24 protein-coding genes are annotated in these 26,494 nt (G+C 74.7%); 7 read left to right on the forward strand and 17 right to left on the reverse strand.

Annotation, left to right across the window (positions count from 1 at the left end; genetic code table 11):
- Positions 1-163 precede the first annotated feature (163 nt).
- The 3 genes from AB0L25_RS27590 to AB0L25_RS27600 are packed head-to-tail and all read right to left on the reverse strand — an operon-like array spanning position 164 to position 2,860.
- Positions 164-1,003 carry an ABC transporter permease gene (locus AB0L25_RS27590; RefSeq protein WP_500175610.1) on the reverse strand — a complete coding sequence of 280 codons (840 nt, stop codon included), beginning with the start codon at positions 1,001-1,003 and terminating at the stop codon, positions 164-166.
- Positions 996-1,817 (reverse strand): ABC transporter ATP-binding protein, encoded by an 822-nt coding sequence (locus AB0L25_RS27595; protein ID WP_500175611.1) that lies wholly within the window; start codon positions 1,815-1,817, stop codon positions 996-998. The genes AB0L25_RS27590 and AB0L25_RS27595 overlap by 8 nt, the downstream gene beginning before the upstream one ends.
- Complete coding sequence (locus AB0L25_RS27600; protein ID WP_500175612.1) at positions 1,814-2,860, reverse strand: ABC transporter substrate-binding protein; 1,047 nt, start codon at positions 2,858-2,860, stop codon at positions 1,814-1,816. The genes AB0L25_RS27595 and AB0L25_RS27600 overlap by 4 nt, the downstream gene beginning before the upstream one ends.
- Positions 2,861-3,145: 285 nt before the next feature.
- Here AB0L25_RS27600 and AB0L25_RS27605 point away from each other — a divergent pair, with 285 nt between their 5' ends.
- The gene (locus AB0L25_RS27605) at positions 3,146-4,051 is read left to right on the forward strand and encodes a TauD/TfdA dioxygenase family protein (protein ID WP_500175613.1); all 906 of its coding nucleotides are present in this window, start codon (positions 3,146-3,148) and stop codon (positions 4,049-4,051) included.
- A 92-nt stretch (positions 4,052-4,143) separates the two neighbouring features.
- Here AB0L25_RS27605 and AB0L25_RS27610 read toward each other — a convergent pair whose 3' ends face one another.
- The 7 genes from AB0L25_RS27610 to AB0L25_RS27640 form a co-directional block, all read right to left on the reverse strand.
- A complete protein-coding gene (locus AB0L25_RS27610) occupies positions 4,144-6,834 on the reverse strand; it encodes a fumarate reductase/succinate dehydrogenase flavoprotein subunit (RefSeq protein WP_500175614.1) in 2,691 nt (896 codons plus the stop codon).
- Positions 6,834-7,604, reverse strand: coding sequence for an ABC transporter ATP-binding protein (locus tag AB0L25_RS27615; RefSeq protein WP_500175615.1), 771 nt, complete (start codon positions 7,602-7,604; stop codon positions 6,834-6,836). Before AB0L25_RS27615 ends, AB0L25_RS27610 begins: the two co-directional genes overlap by 1 nt.
- Positions 7,601-8,413, reverse strand: a complete 813-nt coding sequence (locus tag AB0L25_RS27620; protein ID WP_500175616.1) for an ABC transporter permease — start codon at positions 8,411-8,413, stop codon at positions 7,601-7,603. The genes AB0L25_RS27615 and AB0L25_RS27620 overlap by 4 nt, the downstream gene beginning before the upstream one ends.
- Positions 8,410-9,855: an ABC transporter substrate-binding protein gene (locus tag AB0L25_RS27625; protein WP_500175617.1), complete on the reverse strand. Its 1,446-nt coding sequence runs from the start codon at positions 9,853-9,855 to the stop codon at positions 8,410-8,412. The genes AB0L25_RS27620 and AB0L25_RS27625 overlap by 4 nt, the downstream gene beginning before the upstream one ends.
- A 7-nt stretch (positions 9,856-9,862) precedes the next feature.
- Positions 9,863-10,090 (reverse strand): 4Fe-4S dicluster domain-containing protein, encoded by a 228-nt coding sequence (locus AB0L25_RS27630; RefSeq protein ID WP_075896179.1) that lies wholly within the window; start codon positions 10,088-10,090, stop codon positions 9,863-9,865.
- A gap of 60 nt (positions 10,091-10,150) precedes the next feature.
- Positions 10,151-10,933, reverse strand: coding sequence for a GntR family transcriptional regulator (locus AB0L25_RS27635; protein ID WP_500175618.1), 783 nt, complete (start codon positions 10,931-10,933; stop codon positions 10,151-10,153).
- 112 nt (positions 10,934-11,045) lie between these two features.
- Complete coding sequence (locus AB0L25_RS27640; RefSeq protein ID WP_500175619.1) at positions 11,046-12,200, reverse strand: sulfite oxidase; 1,155 nt, start codon at positions 12,198-12,200, stop codon at positions 11,046-11,048.
- Between the two features lie 203 nt (positions 12,201-12,403).
- Here AB0L25_RS27640 and AB0L25_RS27645 point away from each other — a divergent pair, with 203 nt between their 5' ends.
- Both AB0L25_RS27645 and AB0L25_RS27650 read left to right on the forward strand, forming a co-directional pair.
- The gene (locus AB0L25_RS27645; RefSeq protein WP_500175620.1) at positions 12,404-12,874 is read left to right on the forward strand and encodes a cysteine dioxygenase; all 471 of its coding nucleotides are present in this window, start codon (positions 12,404-12,406) and stop codon (positions 12,872-12,874) included.
- Positions 12,871-13,326 (forward strand): rhodanese-like domain-containing protein, encoded by a 456-nt coding sequence (locus tag AB0L25_RS27650; RefSeq protein WP_500175621.1) that lies wholly within the window; start codon positions 12,871-12,873, stop codon positions 13,324-13,326. Before AB0L25_RS27645 ends, AB0L25_RS27650 begins: the two co-directional genes overlap by 4 nt.
- A gap of 148 nt (positions 13,327-13,474) precedes the next feature.
- On the opposite strand, the gene AB0L25_RS27655 is transcribed toward AB0L25_RS27650, so the two are convergent.
- Positions 13,475-13,885, reverse strand: coding sequence for a hypothetical protein (locus AB0L25_RS27655; RefSeq protein ID WP_500175622.1), 411 nt, complete (start codon positions 13,883-13,885; stop codon positions 13,475-13,477).
- 203 nt (positions 13,886-14,088) lie between these two features.
- On the opposite strand from AB0L25_RS27655, the gene AB0L25_RS27660 reads away from it, so the two are divergent.
- Positions 14,089-14,859 (forward strand): ABC transporter ATP-binding protein, encoded by a 771-nt coding sequence (locus tag AB0L25_RS27660; RefSeq protein WP_500175623.1) that lies wholly within the window; start codon positions 14,089-14,091, stop codon positions 14,857-14,859.
- 3 nt (positions 14,860-14,862) lie between these two features.
- On the forward strand, positions 14,863-17,391 hold the full coding sequence (locus AB0L25_RS27665) for an FtsX-like permease family protein (RefSeq protein WP_500175624.1): 2,529 nt from the start codon (positions 14,863-14,865) through the stop codon (positions 17,389-17,391).
- A 43-nt stretch (positions 17,392-17,434) separates the two neighbouring features.
- On the opposite strand, the gene araA is transcribed toward AB0L25_RS27665, so the two are convergent.
- From araA to araB, 3 genes are read right to left on the reverse strand one after another with little or no spacing between them, the layout of a single operon-like run.
- A complete protein-coding gene (araA, locus tag AB0L25_RS27670) occupies positions 17,435-18,895 on the reverse strand; it encodes an L-arabinose isomerase (RefSeq protein ID WP_500175625.1) in 1,461 nt (486 codons plus the stop codon).
- Complete coding sequence (locus tag AB0L25_RS27675; protein WP_500175626.1) at positions 18,892-19,554, reverse strand: L-ribulose-5-phosphate 4-epimerase; 663 nt, start codon at positions 19,552-19,554, stop codon at positions 18,892-18,894. Before AB0L25_RS27675 ends, araA begins: the two co-directional genes overlap by 4 nt.
- Complete coding sequence (araB, locus tag AB0L25_RS27680; protein ID WP_500175670.1) at positions 19,551-21,176, reverse strand: ribulokinase; 1,626 nt, start codon at positions 21,174-21,176, stop codon at positions 19,551-19,553. Before araB ends, AB0L25_RS27675 begins: the two co-directional genes overlap by 4 nt.
- 119 nt (positions 21,177-21,295) lie before the next feature.
- Between araB and AB0L25_RS27685 the strand changes: the two genes are divergently transcribed.
- On the forward strand, positions 21,296-22,450 hold the full coding sequence (locus tag AB0L25_RS27685; protein ID WP_500175627.1) for an acyl-CoA dehydrogenase family protein: 1,155 nt from the start codon (positions 21,296-21,298) through the stop codon (positions 22,448-22,450).
- Positions 22,451-22,475: 25 nt separating this feature from the next.
- The gene (locus AB0L25_RS27690) at positions 22,476-23,030 is read left to right on the forward strand and encodes a TetR/AcrR family transcriptional regulator (protein WP_500175628.1); all 555 of its coding nucleotides are present in this window, start codon (positions 22,476-22,478) and stop codon (positions 23,028-23,030) included.
- Between the two features lie 245 nt (positions 23,031-23,275).
- Here AB0L25_RS27690 and AB0L25_RS27695 read toward each other — a convergent pair whose 3' ends face one another.
- From AB0L25_RS27695 to AB0L25_RS27705, 3 genes are read right to left on the reverse strand one after another with little or no spacing between them, the layout of a single operon-like run.
- On the reverse strand, positions 23,276-24,550 hold the full coding sequence (locus tag AB0L25_RS27695; protein WP_500175629.1) for an ABC transporter substrate-binding protein: 1,275 nt from the start codon (positions 24,548-24,550) through the stop codon (positions 23,276-23,278).
- A 16-nt stretch (positions 24,551-24,566) separates the two neighbouring features.
- Entirely contained in the window at positions 24,567-25,604 is a 1,038-nt protein-coding gene (locus AB0L25_RS27700) for a branched-chain amino acid ABC transporter permease (RefSeq protein ID WP_500175630.1), read from the reverse strand.
- An 8-nt stretch (positions 25,605-25,612) separates the two neighbouring features.
- Entirely contained in the window at positions 25,613-26,494 is an 882-nt protein-coding gene (locus tag AB0L25_RS27705) for a branched-chain amino acid ABC transporter permease (RefSeq protein ID WP_500175631.1), read from the reverse strand.

The raw sequence follows: 26,494 nt of genomic DNA on the forward strand, positions 1-26,494 counted from the left end.
CGCCCGTCCGCACCGAAACTCCTCCCGCGCGCTTCGCCGCCTCGCCGCATTCGCGTGGCGTGACTCCGGCCCTTGACCCCGCGCGGTCGGAACGCTCCCGAAGACGAGCACCCGCCCGTCCATCCGGACGGACGGGCGGGCGGGCGCGGCGGGTCGCGGGCGGTCAGTCCGGTGCGGCGGGGCGCCAGCGGGTGAGGCGGCGCTCGACCAGGACGAGCAGGTAGTTGAACGCCAGCCCGAGCACCGAGATCGCGATGATGCCCGCGTACATCTCGTGGATCGCGAAGTTCTGCTGCGACGAGCCGACCAGGAAGCCGAGCCCCTCCTTCGCGACGATCATCACCAGGACGGACGTCGCCCCGGCCAGCCGGATCCCGGTGAAGATCTCCGGGACGGCGGCGGGCAGGACGACCTTCTGGAAGACGCGCGGCGCGGGCAGCCCGAGCGAGCGCGCCGACCGGATCAGCGTCGGGTCGACGGTGCGGACGGCGCCGATGGTGTTGAGCAGGATCGGCCACGTGCACGCGTAGAGGACGATCGCCACCTTCGACGTCTCGCCGATGCCGAGGACCAGGACGAAGACCGGCAGCAGCGCGATCGCGGCGGTGTTGCGGAACACCTCCAGCAGCGGGTTCAGCAGGTCGGCGACCGTCCGGTACCAGCCGATCAGCAGGCCGAGCGGGACGGCGACCGCGATCGCGAGCCCGAAGCCGGCGAGCGAGCGGACGATGCTGGCGCGGGCGTCGTCCCACAGCCGTCCGCTCGCGGCGAGGTCCCCCAGCGCGGGCAGCACCTCGGAGAGCGGCGGCAGGAAGATCGGGTCGACGAGGTGCGCGCGGGGCGCGGCCTCCCAGACGGCGAGGAACGCGAGGATCGCGACCGTCCCGCGCGCGGCGCGGGCCGCGGCGGCGCCGATGCGGCGGACCGGACGGGACGCGCGCGGCGGGGCGGGCGCGGGGTCCGCTGGCGGGGCGGGGGCTTCGGCGCGAAGGGTGTCAGCCACGGGGCACCGCCTCCTCGCGCGGTCGCGGGACGCCGGGGCGGGCGGCGCGCACCTCGTCCCGCAGCAGCGACCAGACCGCGTGCCGGTACGCCGCGAACCCCGGCCCGGAGCGCAGGTCGGCGTGCGCGTCGCGGGGGCCGAGGTCGATGTCGACGACCTCCTTGATCCGCCCGGGCCGCGCGGTCATGACGGCGACGCGGCCGCCCAGGTAGACGGCCTCGTCGATGCCGTGCGTGATGAACACGATGGTCTTGCCGGTCGCCGCCTGGATCCGGACGAGTTCGTCCTGCAGCCCCTCGCGGGTCTGGGCGTCGAGCGCGGCGAACGGCTCGTCCATCAGCAGGACGCCGGGGTCGTGGGCGAGGCTGCGGGCGATCGCGACCCGCTGCTTCATGCCGCCGGACAGCTCGTGCGGGTAGCGGTCCTCGAAGCCGGACAGGCCGACGAGGTCGAGGTGGCGGCGGGCGATGTCGGCGCGCTCGCGGCGGCCGATCCCCTTGGCCTCCAGCCCGAACTCGACGTTGCGGCGGGCGGTGCGCCACGGGAGCAGCGCGTACTGCTGGAAGACGATGCCGCGGTCGAGGGCGGGGCCGGTCACCTCGGCGTCGTCGATCGCGACGCGGCCGGTGGTGGGCCGGGTGAGCCCGCCGATCAGGTCGAGGAGGGTGGACTTGCCGCAGCCGCTCGGCCCGACGATCGTGAGGAACTCGCCCTCGGCGACGTCGAGGGACACGCCGCGCAGTGCGGGGAACTCGCCGCCGCCCCGGACGGGGAAGGTCTTGCCGACCCCGGTGATGCGGATCTTCGCGGTCACCGCGCGCCCCCTCCGGTCGCGTACGGGTTGAACTCGTTGGTGTAGAGGTCGGCGGGCGCGACCGTGACCTCGGGGATCTGGCCGACCTCGGCGAGCCAGTCGCTCCAGGTCGTGAACTCCCGGTCGCTCATCACGCCGCCCTTTCCCGCGACGCCCCACGACAGCCAGTACCGGAGCGCGTCGGCGGTCTCGTTGCGGCCGCGGGCCTCCAGGACGCGGGTGAGGCGGGCGACGACCTCCTCACGCGGGCGCTCGCGCGACCATTCGATCGTCCTGGCGACGCCCGCCGTGAAGGCCCGCACGGTGTCGGGGTTCCGCTCGATGAAGTCGTCCCGGAAGACGTAGGAGCCCGCGGTGAACGGGCCGAGGAAGTCGACGTCGCGGAACAGCGGGCGGACGCCGCCGTTGTCCTTCGCCTTCTCCTGGAAGATCCCGCTGAGCGCGGCCACGTCGATCTGCCCCTGGCGGAGCGCCTGCTCGGTGGCGACGGGCGGCACCGCCAGCGGGCGGACCTCGGCGACCTCGGCGGCGGTGAGGCCCTTCCCCCGCAGGTAGAGGTCGAGGACGGCCTGGGCGTGGCCGCCGAGGGTGTTCATGCCGATCTTCTTGCCGATGAGGTCCCGCGGGTTCCGGATGGGGCTGTCGTCCAGGACGAAGAAGCCGTGGTAGTACTTCGCGTCGGTGCCGTAGTAGCCGATGACGGACGTCAGCGGCGCGCCGGCCTCCTGGAGCTTGACGGACGCGCCGTTGAACGCGCCGCCGAAGTCGACCTCGCCGGTCGCGGCGATCTGGACGTCCTGCGGCCCGCTGTTGGTGTTGCCGACCCACTCCAGGGTGACCTCGCCGAGGAAGCCGAGGTCCGCCGCGAGTTCGGGGAGCGTGACCGTCCCGGTCCAGCCCTGGTAGCGGAGGGTGCCGGTGCGGCGCGCCCGTCCGGACGCCGCGCCGCAGCCGGCCGCGAGCGGGGCGAGCGGCGCGCCGAGCGCGGCGGCCGAGAGTGTCGTGAGGAATCGCCGGCGTGTGGTTCCCGTGATGCTGCTCAAGAATGCCCTTTCCCTGGACGCCTGTACTGCGCGGTTCGTCAGGTGGCGGGGCGACACAGGTCGCCGGCCTGGCGCCGGAGGTCGACGTACAGGCGCGCGACGAGCGCGTCGCGGAGCGCGTGGTGGGGAGTCACGGATGCGACTATCGACCACTTTTCCTACTAAGTCAACAGGTTTGATAGGAAATAATCCCTACTTAATGAGTAGGAATAGTTGACTGGCTCGCGGGGGCCGTGCTTCGCTGGGGCGACCGTCCCCCGCTCCCCCTGAGAGAGAGGTAGTTCCGTGTCCGATTTCGACGTTCGCAAGATCGGCGGCCGCATCGGCGCGGAGGTCGTCGGCGTCGACCTCCGCGACCTGTCCGACCGGGTCTTCGGCGAGATCCACGAGGCCCTGCTGGAGCACAAGGCCCTGGGCTTCCGCGGCCAGGACCTCACCGACGAGGGCCAGCTCGCGTTCGCCGCCAAGTTCGGCGAGCTGACCGGCGCGCACCCGACCGTCCCCGGCGTCGACGGCCGGCGGGAGATCCTGCCGGTCGACGGCGAGACGTCGCGCGCCAACCACTGGCACACCGACGTCACGTTCGTGCAGAGCCCGCCGAAGATCAGCACCCTGCGCGGGCTCGTCGTCCCGCCCTACGGCGGCAACACCCTCATCGCGAACAGCGCCGCCGCCTACCGGGACCTGCCGGACGAGCTGCGCGCGTTCGCCGACCGGCTCTGGGCCGTCCACACCAACGACTACGACTACGCCGCGCCCGTGGAGTCCGGCGCCGACCCGGACAAGCAGGCCGAGCACCGCAAGGCGTTCGTGTCGCGCACCTGGAAGACCGCCCACCCGGTGGTGCGGGTCCACCCCGAGTCGGGCGAGCGGAACCTGTTCATCGGCGGGTTCGCGCAGAGCGTCGTGGGCCTGCCGGGCAGGGAGGGCCGCGCGATCCTCGACATCCTCCAGTCGTACGTGACCCGCCCGGAGAACGTGCTGCGCTGGGTCTGGGAGCCGGGCGACGTCATCGTGTTCGACAACCGCATCACCCAGCACTACGCCCCGGACGACTACGGCGACCTGCCGCGCCGCCTGCACCGCGTCACCGTCGCGGGCGACGTCCCCGCCGGCGTGGACGGGCGGCGCAGCTACCGCGTCGAGGGCGACGACGCGGCCCACTACACGCCGAAGGCCGCCGCGGCCTGACCCCGAACCCCGTCCGCGCGGGCCCGGGGCGGGGTGGCACCGGGCCCGCGCGGGCGGCCCCGCGCGGGCCGCCCGCCCGGCGGCGGGCCGGGTCAGCCGGCCGCCGGGAGCGCGGTGCGGGCGTGCGCCCGGACATCGGCGTCCGGGTCGGAGCGGGCCGCGCGGAGGGCGGCGCCGGCCCCGGGGACGGCGCCCGCCCACCGGCCGAGCGCGATCACGGCCGCCTTCCGGACGTCCGGGTTCGGGTCGTCCAGCGCCGTGACCAGCGGGCCGACCGCCACGGCCGGTTCCGCCCCGGCGAGTCCGCGGGCGGCGCCGACCCGCACCTGCCAGGCGGGGTCGCCGAGGGACGCGACGGCCAGCCCGTCCAGCGGCGGCGGGCAGCCGATCTCCGCCGCGGCCTCCAGGGCGGCGGCCCGGACGAGGACGTCCGCGTCGCCCGCCAGCGCCGTCAGCGGCGGGCGGCCCAGCGGGTCGGCGAGGGACCCGAGGGCGTGCGCCGCCGCGACGCGGACCTCGCGCGACGCGTCGGTGACGGCGGGGGCGAGCGCCGCCGGGCCGCCGCGGGCGACGACGCCGTCCACGGCCCGCAGCCGGACCCGGTGGTCGGCGTCGTGCAGCGCCTTCTCGAACACCGCCGCGTCCCCCAGCCGCAGGACGCGCAGCAGTTCGAGCACCGCGGCCCGGACGAGCGGGTCGGCGGCGTCCAGCGCGGCGGACAGCGCGTCGTGCAGGGCGCGGTCGGCAGGCAGCACCTCCACGAGTTCGCGGAGCGCGGCCGCGGCGGCGCGGCGCACCGACCCGTGCCCGTCCCCGAGCGCGCGCGCCAGGGCGACACCCGCGCCATCGGGGACGGCCTCGGTGAGCGACGCCACCGCGGCCCGCCGCACCTTGGGGTCGGGGTCGTCGAGGTAGGGCGCGAACGCGTCCAGCGCGGGCGCGGTCTCGGCGAGGCGCTGCAGCTCCAGGATGCGCGGCGACCGCCCGACCGCCGGGACGGCCCCGCCCGCGCCCGCGTCCCGGCGGGCGCCCGCCGCGCGCGGCCCCGGGCCGACCGGGCCCAGGACGACCGTCCCGCCCGGCTCGGGCACGGTGATCCCCTCGACCGGCACCAGGTACGGCTCGACCGGCCGCTTCACGAACTCCATCACGCCGTCGTCGCGGCGCCGCAGGTTCAGGTGACAGAACCAGCTCGCGTCGTCGCGTTCGGGCAGGTCGGCGCGCTCGTGGTAGAGGCCCCAGCGGCTCTCGGCGCGGGCCAGCGACGCGCGCGCCGCCATCTCGGCGCAGTCGCGGATGAACGACACCTCGGCGCAGCGCATCAGCTCGTGCGGCGTGCGCGCGCCCATCGCCGCGATCTCGTCCCGCATCCGGTCGAACGTCTCGACGGCGATCTCCAGCCTGCGGGCCGTCTTCGCGGGGGCGACGTAGTCGTTGACGAAACGCCGCAGCTTGTACTCGACCTGCGGCTGCGGCGGGCCGTCCGGATGGCGCAGCGGCCGGTAGATCAGCTCGTGCGCGGCGGCGATCTGCCCCTCGTCGAGCGGCCCGGGGCGGGTGTGCGCGGCGGCGTGCTCCCCCGCCAGGTCGCCGTAGACGAACGCGCCGATCATGTAGTTGTGCGGGACGCACGCGAGGTCGCCCGCCGCGTACAGGCCGGGGACGGTCGTGCGGGCGTGCTCGTCCACCCACACGCCCGACGCGGAGTGGCCGCCGCACAGGCCGATCTCCGAGATGTGCATCTCGACGTCGTGGGTCCGGTAGTCGTGGCCGCGCCCGGCGTGGAACGTGCCCCGGGTGGGGCGTTCCGTCGTGTGCAGGATGCCTTCGAGCTCGGTGATGGTCTCGTCCGGCAGGTGGGTGAGCTTGAGGTAGATCGGCCCGCGCGCGGAGTCGATCTCCCGCTTGACCTCGGCCATCATCTGCCCCGACCAGTAGTCGCAGTCGACGAACCGCTCCCCGTCCGCGTTCACCTGGTAGCCGCCGAACGGGTTGGCCACGTACGCGCACGCGGGCCCGTTGTAGTCCTTGATCAGCGGGTTGATCTGGAAGCATTCGATGCCGCTCAGCTCCGCGCCCGCGTGGTAGGCCATCGAGTGCCCGTCGCCCGCGTTGGTCGGGTTCTCGTAGGTGCCGTAGAGGTAGCCGCTGGCGGGCAGGCCGAGCCGTCCCGCGGCGCCGGTCGCGAGGACGACCGCCCCGGCGGACACGGTGACGAACTCGCCCGTCCGGGTGTCGAAGCCCGCCGCGCCGACCGCGCGACCCTCGTGGGTGAGGACCCGGACCGGCATCACCCGGTTCTCGATCGTGACCTTCTCGCGGATCGCGCGGCGCCGCAGCACCCGGTACAGCACCTTCTTGACGTCCTTGCCCTCCGGCATGGGCAGGACGTAGCTGCCCGACCGGTGCACGCGCCGCACGGCGTACTCGCCCTGGGCGTCCTTCTCGAACTTGACCCCGTACCCCTCCAGCCGCTTCACCATCGCGAAGCCGCGGGAGGCGGTCTGGTGGACGGTGCGCTGGTTCACGATCCCGTCGTTGGCGCGGGTGATCTCGGCGACGTAGTCCTCGGGCGTGGCCTTGCCGGGGACGACCGCGTTGTTGACGCCGTCCATCCCCATCGCGAGCGCGCCGGAGTGCCGCACGTGCGCCTTGTCGAGCAGCAGGACGGACGCGCCGCGCTCGGCGGCCGTGATCGCGGCCATCGTGCCGGCGGTCCCGCCGCCGATCACGAGGACGTCGCAGCGCAGTTCGCGCCGCTCGGAGACAGCGGGGATGCGCATCAGCGGGTCCCTTCGGAGAGGAGTTCGGGGGCGCCCGCGGGAGCGGCGCCGAGTTCGGCGAGGATCCGCTCCCGGAGCCCGGCGGGCGGGCCGCCGGCCCGCCCGGCGCGGTCCGGCAGGGGGAATTCGGCGGTGACGCCGGCGGCGCCGAGCACCGCGATCCGGTCGCCGAGCAGCAGCGCCTCGTCCACGTCGTGGGTGACGAACACGACCGTGGCGGGCGCGTCGGCCAGCACGCGGCCGAGCAGCCGCTGCATCGCGCCGCGGGTCTGGGCATCGAGCGCGCCGAACGGCTCGTCCATCAGGATCGCGCGCGGGCTCGCGGCCAGCGTGCGGGCGAGCTGGACGCGCTGCCGCATCCCGCCCGACAGCTCGCGCGGCAGCCGTCCGGCGGCGTCGCCGAGCCCGACGCGGTCGAGCCAGCGGGCGGCGACGCGGCGCCGCTCGGCGCGCGGCACGCCGCCGATGGCGGGCGCGAGCTCGACGTTGCGGCGCGCCGAGCGCCAGGGCAGCAGGGCGTCCTCCTGGAAGACCAGGGCGCGGTCGCGGGACGGGCCCGTCACGGGCGTCCCGTCGGCGGTGACCCGGCCCGCCACGGCCGGGAGCAGCCCGGCCAGCGTGCGCAGCAGGGTGGACTTGCCGCCGCCGGACGCGCCGACCACGACGAGGAACTCCCCGGCGCGCACGGTCAGGTCGAGGCCCGTCACCACGGGCGTGCCGCCGTACCCGACGGCGAGGCCGTCCATCCGCAGTTCGAGTCCGGTGGTCACCGGGCGCCTCCCTCGCGTCCGGGCAGCCAGCGGGTCGCCCGCCGGCCGGCCAGCTCCACCGCGCCGGACGTGAGCTGCCCCAGCAGCCCGATGGTGATCATGCCGACGAGCACGCCGGGGTAGTCGACGATCGTGTACGCCTGCCAGGTGCGGTAGCCGACACCGAAGTCGCCGGAGATCATCTCGGCGGAGATGACGCAGATCCACGCCACGCCCATACCGACCGACAGGCCGCCGAACACGCCGGGCAGCACGCCCGGCAGCACGACCTGGAACAGCACCCGCGCCCGGCCGCCGCCCAGCGTGCGGACGGCGTCCTCCCAGGTGGCGGGCAGCGCCCGCACCGCGTGCCGGGTGCTCACCAGGACGGGGAAGAACGCCGCGGTGAAGGTGATGAACACGATGCCCTGCTCGTTCGCGGGGAACAGCAGGATCGCCACCGGCACCAGCGCGATCGCCGGGATCGGCCGGGCCACTTCGAACAGCGGCTGCAGCAGGTCGTTCGCCCAGCGGGACCGCGCCACCAGGACGCCCAGCGCGACGCCGACGACGGCGGCGAGGCCGAACCCGGTGAGGATCCGCACCAGGCTCTGCGCCACGTCGGCGTAGAACCGGCCCTCCCCGAGCTGCCGCCCGAACTCCCCGGCGACCTCCGCCGGCCCGGGGAACCGGTCGAACCGGATCCACAGCCGGGCGTCCGCGGCGGTGAGCAGGTGCCACAACCCGAGCGCGGCACCGAGCGAAGCCCCCCGCACCCCCCACCGCACGACGCCGGTCGCGGTGGCGTCGCCGTTGGTCGTGGTGGTCATGCGCGCTTCACCGCCTCGTCGTACGGGACGGTCTCCGCTCCCGGGTGGGCGTCGATGTACTTCCGTGCCTGCTCGGCGGTGGCGAACGGCCGGAACCGCTCGTCGTCCCCCGCCTCCGGGTCCTCGACCCATGTCATCCGGTCGGCGAACCAGCGGGTGCCGGTCGTCGCGTCCGGGACGTACGCGGCCCGCGGCTCGCCGCCGTCCGCGCGCAAGGCGCGGACGTTGCGCAGCAGGCACACCGGGTCGGCGGCGGGGCGGGTCGCCCGCTCGCCGGCGACCCACACCTCGCCCGCCTTCGCCGGGTCGCCGACCTGCTTCCCGCACGCGCGGTCGGTGCCCGTGATGGCGGCCGGGTTGGCGGCGGACGCGGCGGCCGCGTCGTATCCGGCGCCGTACGCCTCCCGGATGTAGGCGTCGTTGACGAACGACTCCAGGTCGATCGTCCCCTTCAGGACGCCGATCGACTTCAGGAACGGGACGTCGTGGGCGAGCGCCTCGCGCAGCCGCGGCTTGATCGTCGTGTCGAAGGTCGCCACGCCCCCGGCGCCGTTGTAGAGGTACACCGTCTCGGCGGGCAGCCCGGTCTCGGCCGCCACCGACTCCGCGGCCGCGAGGGGGTGCTCGTGCAGGTGGCGGGTGGCGTCGATCTGCGCGCGCAGGAACGCGCGCAGCACCTTCGGGCGGCTCTTCGCCTCCTCGCGCGGCACCACCACGCCGTGGAAGGTGGGCACGTCGAGGGCGCCGCCGTCGTACAGCAGCCGCGCCCCGTTCTTCTGCACGAGCAGGCCCGGCCAGGCGACGAACTGGGCGAGCCCGGCGGCGCTGCCGGCCTGCAGCGCCGACGCGCCCACCGACGGCTCCTGGTTCTCGACGGAGACGTCGTCCGGGGTGAGGCCGTAGTCGCCGAGGGCCTGCACGAGGGTCCCGTGCCCGGCGGACCCGACGCTCGCGGAGATGCTGCGGCCCTTCAGGTCGGCGAGCGACCGGGCGGGCGAGTCCCCGGCGACGACGACCCCGTTCAGGGAGCCGCGCATGTTGTAGCCCGTCACCGACACGAACTCGGTGCGGGCGTCCGCGCCGAGCCCCTGGGAGCGGGTGCCGTTGATGAGCAGCGGGTAGTCGCCCATCGAGCCGATGTCGATCTTCCCGGCCAGCATCTGGGCGGTGATCGACGCGCCGGTCTCGTAGTCCTTCCAGACGACCTCGTAGTCGCGGCCCTCGGACTCGCCCAGCTCGGCGAGGTGCTTCTCGAAGAGGCCGAGCGAGCGCAGCAGCGTCCCGGCGGTGACGGTGTTGATGGTCTTGGACTGGTAGCCGACCACGACGGTCGCCGGGCCGTCCCCGGCGGCGGCGTTCCCGGCCACGGTGCACCCGGCCGACAGCGCGACGGCCGCGGCGGCGGCCGGGGCCGCGAGGCCCAGTGATCTCTTCCGTTTCATCGGGTCCTCAACGCAGTAGGTAGGGCATGTTCACGGTGACGGCGCCCGTGGGGCAGCGGTCGGCGCACGGGCCGCAGTACCAGCACTCGTCCACGTGCATGTACGCCTTGCCGGTCTCGGGATGGACGGCGAGGGCGTCCAGCGGGCACACGTCGATGCACAGGGTGCAGCCGTCGATGCACAGGGCCTCGTCGACCGTGACCGGGACGTCGGCACGGTTGTTCACCAGCGACATGGCGCTCCTTCGGGGTGTCGTCGGCGGGGGATGGCGGCGGGGGCTCGGCGGCGGGCGGGGTCAGGCGCCGGTGTCCGCGCGCGGCCCGCGCCGTGCCGTCCCCCGCAGGGTGATGCGGTCGCCGCGCAGCCGGATGTACTCGAGGTCCACCGGCCGCCCGTCGGCCAGGTGCGTCAGCCGCTCGACCATCAGCAGCGCGGCGCCGCGGGGGGCGTCGAGCGTGGCGGCCGAGTGGGGGTCGGCGTTGACCGCCTCGACGGTGAGGTCGGCGCGGCCGAGCCGCTGCCCCGCGATGCGTTCGAGCAGGACGAAGACGTCGTTGCCGGCCAGGTCCTCGGCGAGCAGCGGCTCGCCGAGGTCGCGGACGACGTAGGTGAGGTCCAGCGACAGCGGGCGCCCGTTCAGCCGCCGCAGCCGCTCGATGTAGACGACGGGTTCGCCGTCCGGCACCCGCAGGCGGCGGGCGATCTCGCGGGGCGGGTCGGTGAGCCCGGCCGCCCGGACGAGGTTGCCGATCTCCCCGTGCCCGCCGAGCGTCTCCGCCAGGCCGAGCAGGTGCTCCAGCCCGTGCGGGTACTTCTCCGTCGTCACCGTCGTCCCGACGCCGGGGCAGCGTTCGACGAGCCCCTCCGCCCGCAGCAGCCCGAGGGCGTCGCGGACGGCGTTGCGCGTGGTGCGGAACTCCCGCACCAGTTCGGGCTCCGGCGGCAGGACTCCCGACGGGAAGGCGTCGCGGAGGACCTGCCGGCGCAGCACGTCGGCGATCTGCCGGGCCCGGTCCGCGCGGCGCCGCCGGGCGTCGGACAGCGACGGGGGTTCGGAGACCGCATCGTTCCTGCTCACGGGCAGCAACATACTAAATGAGTAGGAATAGTGGAATAGTGCCCGGACTCCGCCACCCCGCACCTCCCCCGCACGCCCGCCCACCTGCGGCGGCGCCGCCCGCGGAGGGGTGTTACGCCACCTGGACGCGGTGCCGGACGGCCGCGCCGAACAGGTACCCGTCGTCGTTGGGGGGCCACGCGGCGGGCTGGCGGGCGCCCGTCCCGTCGACGGCGCGGGCGACGAGCGTGACCGGGCCCGTCCTGTCGGGACACCAGTCCAGGCTCCAGCGGCACCAGGCGGTGTCGTCCTCCCGCAGGCGCGCGGGCCGCCAGGTGGCTCCGCCGTCCGTGCTGACCTCGACCGCCCGCACGGGGCCGCGCGGCGCCCACGACCGGCCGGTCAGGACGACCGGACGGCCGAGCGGCACGCCCGCGTCCCAGGGAAGCTCGAAGGCGCTCTTGGCCACCTGCTCCGCCAGCGGAGGCCCGCCGGAGGACGGGTAACCGGGACCGGCCATCCGGTAGAAGCGGGTGGTCCACGGCGACGTCAGCGGGCGGTCGGCGACCTCGATCTCCCCCAGCCACTTGATCGACGCGACGCCCACCCAGCCGGGCACCACCAGCCGGGCCGGGAACCCGTGGTCGGGCGGCAGCGGTTCCCCGTTCATCTCGTACGCCACCAGGACGTCGTCCAGGGCCTTGGCGACCGGCAGCGGCCGGCGCACGGGCCCCAGGTCCTCGCCGTCGAGGCGGTACGCCGGGTCGAGCCCGCACGGGAGCACGTCCACCGCCTCGGGGCGGAGCCCGGCGCGCTCCAGGACGTCCGCCAGCGGGACCCCGCGCCAGCGCGCGGCGCCGACGGCGCCCAGGTGCCAGGGGATGCCCGGCATGGGCGTGCCCTGCTGGCTCCCGAACAGGGCACGGCCGTTCCCGGCGCACTCGATCACCGCGTCCAGCGTGCGGGACGGCATGGCGAGGAGGTCGGCGTAGCCGAACTCCACCGCGCGGGCGCGCGTCGGGGCGCCCCGCAGGCCGGTGCCGAACAGGCGCAGCCGCCACGTCCGCGCGTCGATCACCGGGGTGCGGGTGTGGTTGCGCACGAAGAACCGGTCGTTGGGCACCAGGAGCCCCTGGTCGCGCATGGCGTCCCAGCGCATCTCCGCGTTGGCGCCGTGCACGACGAACCGGTCCGGCGGCAGCGGCTTGAGGACGCCGCTCGCTTCGTGAGTTCTCCGCATGATCCACCACTCCTCGTCCGGGGCGGTCTCCATCTGACGCTTGCCCACCGCCGCGACATGCTATCTCGGTTATTCCGATTGACTTAGTGGGAAACCTGCGCGAGGATGCCGCCCATGCATCGGGATCCTCCTCTGTGGCGACGACCGCACCTGGACCTCGGACGGCTCGCGAGCGGCCTGTGTCCGCCCGGCCCGGCCCGGCGGCCGGGTGCGGCACGCGGAACGGAACCGAACGGAGAGGACCCCGGCACATGACGACGAGCACGGCCGCCCCCGAGGCGGCGCGCCCCACCCCGATCGCGGAGCTGTCCACGACGGTCGCGCGGCTGGCCGCGCACCCCGACGAGTGGCTGCCGCGCGTGCGGCTCGACCCGCAGGGCCGCTGGTACGAGCGGCTGCACCGCGACGGCGACCACGAGATCTGGCTGATCAGCTGGCTCCCGGGGCAGTCCACCGGGCTGCACGACCACGGCGGCTCGCGCGGCGCCTTCGCGGTCGCGCTCGGCACGCTCGAGGAGCGCGACATCGGCGCGGCGCGCCACCTGGCGGCGGGCGAGTCCCGCGCCTTCGGCGCCGACTACGTGCACGAGGTCCGCAACGTCTCCGCCGCCCCGGCGGTCAGCGTCCACGCGTACGCGCCGCCGCTGGCGACCATGAACCGCTACGACCTCGCCGGCGGACGTCTCGTCCGGCTCGCCACCGAGGAGGCGGGCCAGTGGTGACGCGGACGACCGACACGCGGACAGTAGACACGCGGACGATCTCCACGCGAACGATCGACGAGGTCCTCGCGGCGGCGCGCGCCCGGCTGCGGCGGCTCGATCCGCGGGCGGCCCACGACGAGTGGCGGCGCGGCGCGCTGCTGGTCGACATCCGGCCCGCGGCGCAGCGGGCCGCGGAGGGGAGCGTGCCGGGCGCGCTGGTGATCGAGCGCAACGTCCTGGAGTGGCGCCTCGACCCGGCCTGCGAGGCCCGGATCCCGCAGGCCACCGGCCACGACGTGCGGGTGATCGTGCTCTGCTCGGAGGGGTACACCTCCAGCCTGGCGGCCGCGTCCCTGCACGACCTCGGCCTGACCCGCGCGACCGACGTCGCCGGCGGGTTCCGCGCCTGGCGGGCCGCCGGGCTCCCCGCCTCCGCGCGTCCGGCCGCGCCCGTCCCCTGCTCGTCCTGACCGGACGGGCACTCCCCGCTCCGGGGGCGGCCCGGCTGGAGCGCCGGGCCGCGCGGGCGGCCCGAGCGGCCGCCCCCGGGACGCGGGTCCGGTCCGGCCTCCTACACGGCGCGGCGACCGGACCGGACCCGCAACGCGACCGGGCGGGTCATGCCGCGACGGCGCCGGCCCGCCGGTCGCGCACCACGCGGACCACGGCGGTCGTGATGACGGCGCCCGTGAACAGGCCGACGAACGCCATCATGGCGCCCACCGCCCAGAGCCCGCTGGAGTCGTCGGACCAGTCGGCGCACAGCGCGACCATGGTGCCGAGGACGGGCGCGGCGGCCGCGGTGACGGGATGGCGGAAGGCCGCCGCGGCGACGGTCAGCGCGACGAGGACCAGGACCAGGCCCGCGACCTGCCACGGCTGGTAGGGGCCGGACACCCGGCCGTCGGGATGCACGTCGTAGTGCCGGTCCCAGCCGAGCCAGGCGGCCCAGTTGGCGGCGGCCGCCACGGCCAGGAGGAGGAACGCCGCCGCCTCGATCGCGGCGCGCTTCGGCTCTCTTCTCGTCATGCGTCCATGGTGTTGTGGGGGCGCCCTGGCCGGTTGAGTACGGATACTCATCTCCGCGCGCCGGACGTACCCGGGTTCGCGGTGCGCGGTAGTGCCTGCACTACTCCAAGTGGGCAACTGGCTGCATTGTCGCGGGTGGGCGGCCTCCCTAGCGTCGAAGGGCGTCGGAAGAGACTCCCCTGGAAGGCACCCGCACCATGTCAATGACCCCAGCCGACCCGCCCGCGGCCGACGGCGCCGTCAGCGTCGAAGGCGTGCGCAAGACCTACGGCGGCGAGCAGCCCGTCGTGGCGCTCGACGACGTCGACGCCCGGTTCCACCGGGGGACGATGACGGCGGTGATGGGGCCGTCCGGCTCCGGCAAGAGCACCCTGCTGCACTGCGCGGCCGGCCTGGACCGGCCGAGCGCGGGCCGGGTCCGGATCGGCGGCACGGACCTGTCGGCGATGTCGGAGAAGCAGCTGACGAAGCTGCGCCGCGACCGGGTGGGGTTCGTCTTCCAGGCGTTCAACCTGGTCGGCGCGCTCACCGTGGAGCAGAACATCCTGCTGCCCGGACGGCTGTCGGGCCGGCGCCCGGAGCCGGCGTGGCTCGCCGAGGTGATCGACCGGGTCGGGCTGGGGCAGCGGCTGCGGCACCGCCCGTCGGAGCTGTCCGGCGGGCAGCAGCAGCGGGTCGCGATCGCCCGCGCGCTCGCCGCCCGGCCGGAGGTGATCTTCTGCGACGAGCCGACCGGCGCGCTCGACACGCAGACCGCCGCCGAGGTGCTGGCGCTGCTGCGGGCGGTGGTCGACGACACCGGGCAGACCGTGATCATGGTGACGCACGACCCGGTCGCCGCGTCCTACGCCGACCGGGTCATGGTCCTCGCCGACGGCCGGATCGTCACGGACATGCCGCAGCCGGGCGTCCGGTCCATCGCGGAGCAGCTCGCGAACCTCGGCCGCCGCCCCGCCGCGCACCGGGAGGGCTGAGCCGTGCTCCAGCTCGCCCTGCAGATGCTCCGGCACCGCAAGGGGACGTTCGTCGCGACGTTCCTCGCGCTCGCCGCGGGCGTCACGGTCCTCACCGTGTGCGGCGTCCTCGTGGAGTCGGGGCTCCGGTACAAGGGGCTGCCGCAGCGGTACGCCGGGGCGACCGCCGTCGTCGCGCAGCGGGACCTCGCCATCACCAACAAGATGTTCGGCGAGACCGAGACCGTCACGCTGCCGCTGCCCGAACCCGGCGGCGTCCCGAGCGAGCTGGTGCGGCGGCTCGCCGGGGTGCCGGGCGTGGGGCGCGCGGTCGCGGACCGCTCGATCGCCGCGACGGCGACGGCCGCGCCCGGGGTGCCCGCCCAGGGGCACGGCTGGGGCGGCGCGGCGCTCGCCCCGTACCGGGTGGTGTCCGGCGCGCCGCCGCGGACGGACGGCGAGATCGCCGTGGACGCCCGGATCGCCGAGGCCGGACGGCTGCGTCCCGGCTCGGCCGCGACCGTCGTCGCCGGCGGGGCGGCGCACCGGTTCACGGTGAGCGGCGTCGTCGACGCGGGCGAGACCCGCGGCGTGCCGGCGGCGCTGTTCTTCACCGACGCGCTGGCCGCCCGCCTCGACCCCGACCCGCGCGACGTCGACGCGGTCGGCGTCCTCGCCGAGCGCGGCGCCGACCCGGCGGCCGTCCTCGCCGGGGTGCGCGAGGTCGCGGACGGCGCCGGCGCGACGGCCTACGCGGGGGACGACCGGGGCATCGCGGAGCAGCCGCAGGTGGGGGCGGCGCGGGATCTGCTCGTGCAGGCCGGCGGCGCGTTCGGCGGCTACGCCGCGCTGATCATCGGGTTCGTGGTCGCCGCGACGGTCGGGCTGTCGGTGCGGCACCGCCGCCGCGACCTCGCCCTGCTGCGCGCGATCGCGGCCACCCCGGGCCAGGTGCGGGCGCTGATCCTCGGCGAGGTCGGCATGCTCGCGGCGCTCGCCGCGCCGGCGGGCGTCCCCTGCGGCCTCGCCGCCGCCCGCTGGGTGTGGGGCGAACTGGTCGACCGCGGGTTCGTGCCGGTCACCTACACCGCGAGCGGCGGGCTGCTGGCCGCGCCGGCGGTGGTCGCGGCGGTGGCGGCCGCCGCGCTGCTGTCCGCGGGGATCGCCGCGCGGCGCACCGCCGCGATCCGGCCCACCGAGGCGCTCGGCGAGGCGGCGGTCGAGCGCGGGCTCGGCGGCCAGGTCCGGATCGTCTTCGGGGTGGCGTGCCTCGCCGGCGGGGTCGCGCTGATCTTCGTCACGGGCGGCACGAACGGGCAGACGGCCATGGGCGCCGCGGTCGGCATGCTGTACACGTTCGTGCTGGCGGTCGCGCTGCTGGCGCCGTGGATCAACCGGGCCGCGGCGGCCGTCACGGCGCCGGTGCTGCGGCTGGTGTGGCGCGACAGCGGGTACCTCGCCGCCGCGAACCTGCGGGCGAACGCCCGCGGCATGGTCGCCGTGCTGACCGCGCTCGTCCTGTCCGTCGGGTTCGGGGGCACCGTCTGGTTCCTGCAGGACAACCTGCAACGCCAGACGGTCGAGCAGAGCCGGGACGGGACGATCGCGCGGCACGCGCTCGTCGGCGGGGCCGGGCTGCCCGCGGCGGCGGCGGAGGACGCCCGCCGCGTCCCCGGCGTGGTCGCCGCGACCGGCGTGCGCCGCACGTCCGTGATCGTCCCGTTCATGGGCGAGGGCATGGCGGTCGTCGCGCAGGGCGTCGACCCGCAGGGGGCGGCCCAGACCATGGACCTGGACGTCACCGCGGGCAGCCTCGCCGACCTGCGGGACGGGACGGTCGCGGTGTCGTCGTCGCAGGCGAGCACGTCGAAGTGGGAGGTCGGCGAGGACGCGCGGCTGTGGCTCGGCGACGGGACGCCCGTCACGCTGAAGGTCGTCGCCGTCTACGAGCGGGGCTTCGGGTTCGGGGACGTCACGCTGAGCAACGCGACGCTCGCCGGGCACACCGCGACCGGGCTGAACGACCACGTCCTGATCCGCACCGCACCGGGCGCCGACGCGGGCCCGGCCCTCGCGGAACTGGCGCGCAAGTACCCGGCGAGCGCCGTGACGGGCACCGACCGGTTCACCGGGGAACTCGCCCGCGACCTGGAGATCAGCGCCTGGCTCAACAAGATGCTGATCGCCGTGCTCGTCGGCTACGCGGTGCTCGCCGCCGCCAACACCCTCGTCATGGCGGCGCTGGCCCGCACCCGGGAGCTGTCGCTGCTGCGGCTGGTCGGGGTGACGACCGGGCAGGTCAAGCGGATGGTCCACGCCGAGCAGGCCGCGCTGCTCGGCGTGTCGATCGGGATCGGCGCGGCGATCGCGGCGGTCACCCTCTCCTCGATCGTCAACGCGATCGCCGGGCAGCGCGTCCCGTACGTCCCGGCGCTCGGCTGGGTCGTGATCGCCGGCGGGACCGCGGCGCTCGCGCTGGTCGCCACGATGCTGCCGATCGGCCGGGTGCTGCGCCGCACCCGTCCGGTCGAGGGCATCGGCGTCCGCGAGTAGCCGCACGCTCCCCGGGGGCCGTGCGCCCCCGGGGCGTCCGGCGTCAGAAGCCCTGGGCCAGGCGGTGGTACGCCTGGTTCCAGCGGAGCTCCTTCGCGAACCGGGCCGTGGTCGTGGCGGCGTCGATGACGGCGAGCTCGACGCCGAGCATCTCGGCAAGGTCGGTGAGCTCCTCGGCGCCGACGGCCGTGGACAGGACGGTGTGGTGCGGGCCCCCGGCGGTGAGCCACGACTCGGTGGACGTCGCCAGGTCGGGGCGCGGCCGCCAGACGGCCCGCGCCACCGGCAGGTTCGGCAGCGGCGGCGGGACGACGACGTCGATCTCGTTCGCGACCAGCCGGAACCGGTCACCGAGGTCGGCGAGGCCCACGACGATCCCGGCCCCGGGTTCGGCGTCGAACACCAGGCGGACGGGGTCCTCGCGGCCGCCGATGCCGAGCGGGTGGATCTCGCAGGACGGGGTGCCCGCGGCGATGGAGGGGCAGACCTCGAGCATGTGGGCGCCGAGGATGAGCTGCTCGCCCGGCACCAGGTTGTAGGTGTAGTCCTCCATGAACGAGGTGCCGCCGTCCGGCGCCATCGTCTTCAGGGCCCGCAGCAGCGCGGACGTCTTCCAGTCGCCCTCGCCGCCGAACCCGTGGCCGTCCGCCATGAGCCGCTGGACGGCCAGGCCGGGGAGCTGGCGCAGCCCGCCGAGGTCCTCGAAGTTGGTGGTGAACGCGGTGAAGCCGCCGTCCGCGAGGAACCCGCGCAGGCCCAGCTCGATGCGGGCGGCGTAGCGCAGCGAGGCGTGCCGGTCGCCGCCCGCGCGCAGCTCGGGGGCGACGTCGTAGGCGTCCTCGTACTCGGCGACCAGGGCGGTCACGTCGGCGTCGGCGGCCGCGTCCACCGCCGCGACCAGGTCGTTCACGGCGTAGGTGTTGACCGAGACGCCGAAGCGGAGCTGCGCCTCGACCTTGTCGCCCTCGGTCACCGCGACGTCGCGCATGTTGTCGCCGAAGCGGGCGAGCCGCATCGTGCGCAGCGCCGCGGCCCCGGCGGCGGCCCGCGCCCACGCCGCGATCCGGGACGCCACCGACGGGTCGGTGACGTGCCCCGCGACGGTCTTGCGGGCCACGCCGAGCCGGGTCTGGACGTGCGCGAACTCGCGGTCGCCGTGCGCGGCCTGGTTGAGGTTCATGAAGTCCATGTCGATGGAGCTCCACGGCAGTTCCACGTTCGCCTGCGTGTGCAGGTGCAGCAGCGGCTTGCGCAGCGCGTCGAGGCCCGCGATCCACATCTTCGCCGGGGAGAACGTGTGCATCCACGCGATCACCCCGGTGCACGCGTCGTCCGCGTTCGCCTCCAGCATGACGCGGCGGATGGCCGCGGCGTCGGTGAGCACCGGCTTCCACTCGACGTCGATGGGGAGGCCGTCCGCGATCCGCCGGGACTGCTCGGCCACCTGCCGCAGCGTGTCCTCGCCGTACAGCCCCTGGCTGCCGGTCAGGAACCATGCCGTCATCGCGTGCTCCTCTGCCCGTAGACGTTCTGGTAGCGGTCGTACAGGCTGTCGACGTCGGCCTGCGCGATCGGCAGCGGCTCGCCGAGCTGCCGGGACACGTGCACGGTGCGGGCGACGTCCTCGCACATCACCGCCGCCTTGACGGCGGCCTTCGGGGAGTCCCCGATCGTGAAGACGCCGTGGTTGCGCATCAGCACCGCCTTCGACCGGTGGCCCCGCAGCGTGTCGACGACGCCGCGGCCGATGTCGTCGCCGCCGATCAGCGCGAACGGCCCCACCGGGATCTCGCCGCCGAACTCGTCGGCCATCGCCGTCAGCACGCACGGGATCGGCTCCCCCCGCGCCGCCCACGCGGACGCGTAGGTGGAGTGCGTGTGCACGACCCCGTTCACGTCCGGCATGTGCCGGTACACGTAGGCGTGCGCGGCGGTGTCGCTGGACGGCGACAGCTCCCCCTCGACGAGGTTCCCGTCGAGGTCGCACACGACGATCGACTCGGGCGTCAGGTCGTCGTAGGACACCCCGCTGGGCTTGATGGCGAACCGGTCGCCGCCGGGCAGCCGCCCCGACACGTTGCCCGCCGTCCACGCGACCAGGTCATTGCGGACGAGCTCGGCGTGCAGGCGGCAGACGGTCTCCCGCAGCTCTTCGTCGATCATCGGGCGGCCTCGTTCCTGATCGCGCGGAGGCGGTGCAGGAGGCCGCCGTCCGCGAAGTGGTCGTGCAGCCGGCGGTACTCGGCGTACAGCCGGTCGTAGGCGTCGGCGCGGCCGGGGTCGGGGACGAACGCGTCCGGGACGCGCCGGCCCATGGCGGCGGCCGCGGCGGTGATGTCGGGGTGGGCGCCCGCGGCGACGGCGGCGTGGATCGCCGCGCCGAGCGCCGGCCCCTGGTCGGAGCCGATCGCCGACAGGGGGCGGCGCAGCACGTCGGCGTACACCTGCATGAGGAACCGGTTGCCGAGCAGCCCGCCCGCGACGACGAACTCCTCGACCGGCACCCCGGCCGCCTCGAACGTCTCGACGATCACCCGGGCGCCGAACGCGGTCGCCTCGATGAGCGCCCGGTAGACGTCCTCGGGCCGGGTCGCGAGCGTCTGCCCGACGAGCACGCCGGACAGGTCGTGGTCGACGAGCACGGACCGGTTGCCGTTGTGCCAGTCGAGCGCGACGAGCCCGTGCTCGCCGACCCGCTGCCGTTCGGCGAGCGAGGTGAGGTACTCGTGCGCGCTCATCCCCCGGGCGTCCGCCTCGCGGGCGTAGGACGCGGGGACGAACGTGTCGGCGAACCAACCGAAGATGTCCCCGACGCCGGACTGGCCCGCCTCGTACCCCCACAGCCCGGGGACGATCCCGTCGCGCACCACGCCGCACATGCCCGGCACCTCGGCGAGGCGGTCGGACGACATGACGTGGCAGGTCGAGGTGCCCATGATCGCGACCATCCGGCCGGGCCGGACGGCGTCCGCCGCGGCGGCCGTGACGTGCGCGTCGACGTTGCCGACGGCCACCGCGACGCCCTCGGGAAGGCCCGTCCAGGCGGCGGCCTCGGCGGTGAGCCGCCCGGCCAGCCCGCCGAGGGGCGCCGGGTCGTGCCCGAGCTTGCCGGTGAAGCCCGCGAACCCGGGGTTCAGGGCGGCGGCGAACTCCGCGGAAGGGTACGCGCCGTCCTGGTAGATGCCCTTGTACCCGGCCGTGCAGACGTTGCGGGACTCGACGCCGGTGAGCTGCCAGACGATCCAGTCCGCGGCCTCGATCCACCGGTCGGCCGCCGCGTACGTCTCGGGGTCCTCTTCGAGGACCTGCAGGCCCTTGGCCCACTCCCACTCGGCGGAGATCTTCCCGCCGTACCGGGCGAGCCAGGGCTCGCCGCGCTCGGCGGCGAGCGCGTTGATCCGGTCGGCGTGCGGCTGGGCGGCGTGGTGCTTCCACAGCTTGGGCCAGGCGTGCGGCCGGTCCGGGTGCCGCTCGCACAGCGGCGTCCCGTCGGCGGCCGCCGGCAGCACGGTGCAGGCGGTGAAGTCGGTGCCGATGCCGATGACGTCCGCGGGGTCGACGCCCGCGGCGTCCAGCGCCCGCGGGACGGCGACCCGCAGGACGTCGCGCCAGTCCTCGGGCGACTGCAGGGCCCAGTCGGGCGGGAGCCGCGGCCCGCCGCCGGGCAGCCGCTCGTCGATCACCCCGTGGGCGTACTCGTGGACCGCGCTTCCCAGCTCGGCGCCGTCCGCGACCCGTACCACCACGGCCCGTCCGGACAGGGTGCCGAAGTCCACCCCCACCACGTACGCGTCTGCCCCCACACCGTCCCCTTTCTCCCTGCCGGGTGCCACTGTGACCGGTAACATGCGCCGCCGTCAAGACCCATGGACAGCATCCATACCTGGGAGTATGGTTCCGTACCATGGGGTATGGAGATGACGTCATCGCCCGCGTGCGCGCCCTCGCGCCCGCGCTGGCCGACCGCGCCCGCGCCGCCGAGGAGGCACGGCGGCTGCCCGACGAGACGATCGCCGACCTGGCCGCCACCGGCCTGTTCGGCACGCTCGTCCCGAAACGGTTCGGCGGCGCCGAACTCGGCTTCGCCACGATGGCCGCCGCGTGCCGCGAGGCCGGCGCGGGCTGCGCGTCCACCGGATGGCTCTCCGCCATCTACACGCTGCACAACTGGATGGTCGCGCTGTTCCCCGAGGAGGCGCAGGCGGAGGTGTGGGCCGAGCGCCCCTACGCCCTGATCCCCTGCACCCTCGCGCCGAGCGGCACCGCCGAACCCGTCGACGGCGGCCACACCGTCACCGGCCGCTGGTCGTGGGGCAGCGGGGTCATGCACGCCGACCACGTCATGGTGCTGGCGCTCGTCACCGCCGCCGGCACCATCGAGCCCCGCCTGTTCCTGCTGCCCCGCGCGGACGTCGCCGTCCACGACGTCTGGCACACCAGCGGCATGCGCGGCACCGGCAGCAACGACATCGAGGTCGCGGACGCGTTCGTCCCCGCGCACCGGTCGGTGCCCCTCGCCGACCTCGCCGAGGGCCGCTCCCCCGGCTCCCGCGTCCATCCGGGCGTCCCGTACCGGACGCCGCTGGTCCCGGTGTTCGCGCTGGCCGGCGCGGCGCCCGTCCTCGGCGCGGCGGAGGGGGTGCTCGCCCGGTTCCGCGAGCGCATGGAGGGGCGGGTGATGTCGTACACGGGCGAGCGGCAGCGCGACCTGATGAGCGGGCAGATCCGGCTCGCCGCCGCGACCGCCGACCTGCGGGCCGCCCGGCTCCTGCTCGCGGACGCGCTGCGCGCCGCGTCCGGCGAGGACGCCGCGGACCTGCGGCGCCGCGCGGACGCCCGGCTCGCCGCGGCCCACGTCGTCGCGACCGCCCGCCGCGTCGTCAACGACCTGTGCGGCGCGGCCGGGGCGAGCACCCAGTTCACCGACTCGCCGTTCCAGCGGGCGCAGCGGGATGTGAATACGATCTCCGGGCACGTGGTGTTCGACCCGGACGCGTCCTACGCGCTCTACGGCAAGATCGAGCTCGGCCTGGACCCCGGCCCGGTCAACCTCGTGTGACCGCACGAACGATCGGGGGAGCGCGATGACGGCCCACACGAAGGCGTCCAGGCGGGACTGGATCGAGGCCGCGTACGGGGAGCTGGCCCGCACCGGCGAGCGCGGCGTGACGATCAACGCGCTCGCGTCCCGGCTGGGCGTCACGAAGGGCAGCTTCTACTGGCACTTCAAGGACCGCACCGAGCTGGTGCGGGCCCTGCTCGACCGGTGGGCGCACGAGCGGACGGACGAGATGCTCGGGCTCGCGCTCGGCACCACCGCCGACCCGCGCGAGCGGCTGCGCCGCGTCCAGGCGCTCGGCCGCGAGATCGCGCCGATCGACCGCGCGATGCGGCTGTGGGCGCGGCGCGAGCCCGCGGCGCAGGAGGCCGTCCGGCACGCCGACCGCGCCCTCCTCGGCCACATCGCCGGCTGCCTGCGCGACCTCGGCTTCGCCCCCGACGACGCCCGCCTGCGCGCCCTGCTCATGCTCCGCTCGTGGGTCGGCGGCTACCTGGTCCCCGCTCCCCCGGGCGCCCCCGACCAGGACGAACGCATGCTCGACCTCCTCCTCGCCCCGCTCCCGGACCGCGAGCGCTGACGCGCCGGTGCGCGCGCCCGTCGGGACGGACGCGCGCACCGGCTCGGGCCTCCCGCCTACTGGGGCGGGGGATCGACGAAGACGTCGTGGACGATCTGCGTCCCGTCGAGCGTCGCGGTCACCGTGACGTGCTCGCCCCAGACGGGAACGGGGCCGAGGGTGGCCGGGCCCGGCCACCGGCGGCGGCCCGGCCACCGGCGGGGGCGGCCGGGCCTGCGGGGGCTCGGGGTCAGGGGTGCTCGGGTTCAGGGGTGCTCGACGGGGCCGAACGCCTTGCGGGTGTCGATGGCGTCGCCGAACAACTGCCACCGCTCGCCCTCGAAGCGCATCATCTGCATCGACTCGATCGGGAAGCCGTCGCCCTCGCCGGTCTGCATCGTCACGCCGGGCAGCAGCATCGGGACCTGGACGTTCGCGAGGTTGCGCATCGAGTCGCGCAGGCCCTCGCGGGTCTTGCACTCGGCCGCGTCCATCGTTTTGTGGAAGCTGCTCGCGACGGCCCAGCCGAACGCGTGGTACGGGACGGCCGGGTCGGCGTTCGGCGCGTACTGCTTCATCTTCGCGCGGTAGAGCTTCATCTCGGCGTCGTTCGCCCACTGCGGGTCGTTCGGGTCCTTGTAGTACGTGGCGGACACGACGCCCTGGACGTTGTCGAACCCGACCGGCTCGAGGACGGTGACGGACGCGGCGACGTTGTTGACGATGTGCAGCGGGTTCCAGTCGCCGATCTTCGCGTCGGCGGCGAGCGCCTGCGAGCCGAACTTCGGCGTCGTCACGTTGAGGAAGACGTCCGCGCCGGAGCCGGCGAGGTCGCGCATCTGCGGTTCGACGCTCGGGTCGGAGACCTCGTAGCTCTCCTCCTGGACGATCGTGATGCCGCTGCCCTCGATGGCCTTCTTGAAGCCCCCGACGAGGTCCTCGCCGAAGTCGTCGTTCTGGAACAGGACGGCGACCTTCGCGTTCGGCTTCTCCTGCTTGAGGAACTGCGCGTACACGCGGGCCTCGGAGACGTAGTTCGGCTGCCAGCCGATCGTCCAGGGGTGCTTGTCGTCGGTGCCCCACTTGGACGCGCCGGTGGCCACGAACACCTGCGGCACCTTGCGCTGGTTCGCGTAGTCCCAGGTCGCGGTGGTCGACGGGGTGCCGAGGGTCTGGAACAGCGCGAACACCTGCTCCTGCTCGACGAGCCGGCGCGCCTCCTCGACGGCCTTCGGCGGCTGGTAGCCGTCGTCGCGGACGACGAACTCCACCTTGCGTCCGTCGATGCCGCCCTGCTCGGCGTTGACGTAGTCGAAGTAGGCCCCGATGCCCTTCGGGATGTCGCCGTACGCGGACGCCGGGCCCGACAGCGGGTAGATGCCGCCGAGCTTGATCGACTCGTCGGTGATGCCGGTGGTCTGCTGCCCTTCGCACCGCCCTTCGGCGGTGCTCCCGCCGCCGCCCTCGTCGCGGCCGCCGCAGGCCGCCGCCGCGGACGCCAGCAGCAGCGCGGCCGCCGACGCCGCGGTCGTCCTTCTCATCGTTCGACGCATTGCGTCACCTCTTCCGGAGGATCTTGTCGGTCGTCCACGGCGCGATGCGTCCCGGCAGCCCGGCCAGGCCGGTCGGGGCCACGTACATCACCGCGATGATCAGCAGGCCGAAGATGACCCCCGGCGCCGCGTCGTTGATGTCCTGGGAGAGGCTCGGCACGAACATCATGAACAGCCCGCCGAGCAGCGGTCCCGCGGTCGACCCGAGGCCGCCCACGACGATCGCGGCCAGCAGCGTGATCGACACGTTGACGGTGAACGAGTCGGGCGAGACGAACCCGATCGTCCACGTGTAGAGGCAGCCCGCCGCCCCCGCGAACAGCGCGCTCCACGCGAACGCGAGCCGCTTGTACGACGCGGGCTTCACGCCCATGACCTCGGCGGCCGTCTCGTTGTCGCGGACGGAGTGCAGCGCGCGGCCCACGCGGGAGCGGAGCAGGAACCGCACGACCGCGAACGCCAGGACCGTCCCGGCGAGCGCGAGGAAGTAGAGCCACTGGTCGGGGGCGAGGCCGGTCCACGAGGGCGGCGCGGGCTTCTCCAGCGTCAGCCCCATCGACCCGCCGGTCACCGACTCGAACCGCTTCAGCAGCGGCACCAGGAAGATCGCGATGGCGAGGGTGACGAGCGCCAGGTAGAGGCCGCGCAGCCGGGTGGCGGGCACCCCCAGCGCCAGCCCGATCGCGAACGTCAGCGCCGCCGCGAGCGGGAACGTCAGCAGGTACGGGACGTCCCAGTGGTACATCATCGCGGCCGTCCCGTAGGCGCCGACGGCGAAGAACGCGCCGTGCCCGAGGGAGATCTGCCCGGCGTGCCCCACCAGCAGGTTCAGCCCGATCAGCGCGACCGCGTACACCATCACCATCGTCAGCTGGAACACCCGGAACGGGACCAGCTCGAACGGCGCCCGCAGCGCCACCAGCAGCAGGACGCCGACCAGGATCGGGCGCCAGTGCCGGACGGCGAACGCCGTCGCGCGGTCGCGGGCCGTCGGCTCGGTGCGGGCCCCGGTGCCGGGCGTCCCGGCCGTGCTCGTCTTCATCTCGCTCCTCACGCGCGCTCCACCGCCGGTCGTCCGAACAGGCCCTGCGGGCGCAGCAGCAGGACCGCGAGGATGATCGCCAGCGGGACGCCGATCTTCAGGTCGGAGCCGATCGCGTCGACGTAGGCGCCCGCGAGGGTCTCGGCCACGCCGACGATCAGGCCGCCGACGACGGCGCCGAGCGGGCTGTCGAAGCCGCCGAGGGTCGCGGCGGCGAACGCGTAGATGAGGACGCCGCCCATCATGTTCGGCTCCAGGAACAGCAGCGGCGCGACGAGGACGCCCGACACCGCGCCGACCATCGCGGCGAGGCCCCAGCCGAGCGCGAGCGTCCAGCCGACCCGGATGCCGACCAGCCGCGCCGACTCGGGGTTCGTGGCGACCGCGCGCATCCCGAGGCCGATCTTGGTGTGCCGGAACAGCAGGTACAGCAGGCCCATCACCGCGCCGACGACGGCGAGGATCCCGAGCGTCGCGTAGCCGACGCTGACCCCGCCCGCCCGCAGCGCGCCGTCCGGGAACGGGTTCGGGAAGTCCTTGATCAGGAACGTCCAGATCCAGCCGGCGGCGGCGTTGACGAAGATGAACAGGCCCACGGTGACGATCACGATGGTCAGCTCGGGGGCGCCCTCGACCGGCCGGATGATCACCCGTTCGATCAGCATCCCGCCCGCGAACGAGATCGCGAGCGTGAGGACCAGCGCGAGCCAGAACGGGAGCCCCGCGTCGATGAACGTCCAGGCGATGTAGGTCGCGAACATCGCCAGCTCGCCCTGCGCGAAGTTCACGATCCCGGTGAACTGGTAGATGAGGACGAGCGCGAGCGCGAGGCTCGCGTAGATCGCGCCGGCGCTCAGCCCGGCCACGCACTGCTGCAGGAAGTCGGCCAT

Origin of the sequence: Spirillospora sp. NPDC052242, assembly GCF_040679555.1 — a bacterium.
Taxonomy (GTDB): Bacteria; Actinomycetota; Actinomycetes; order Streptosporangiales; family Streptosporangiaceae; genus Spirillospora.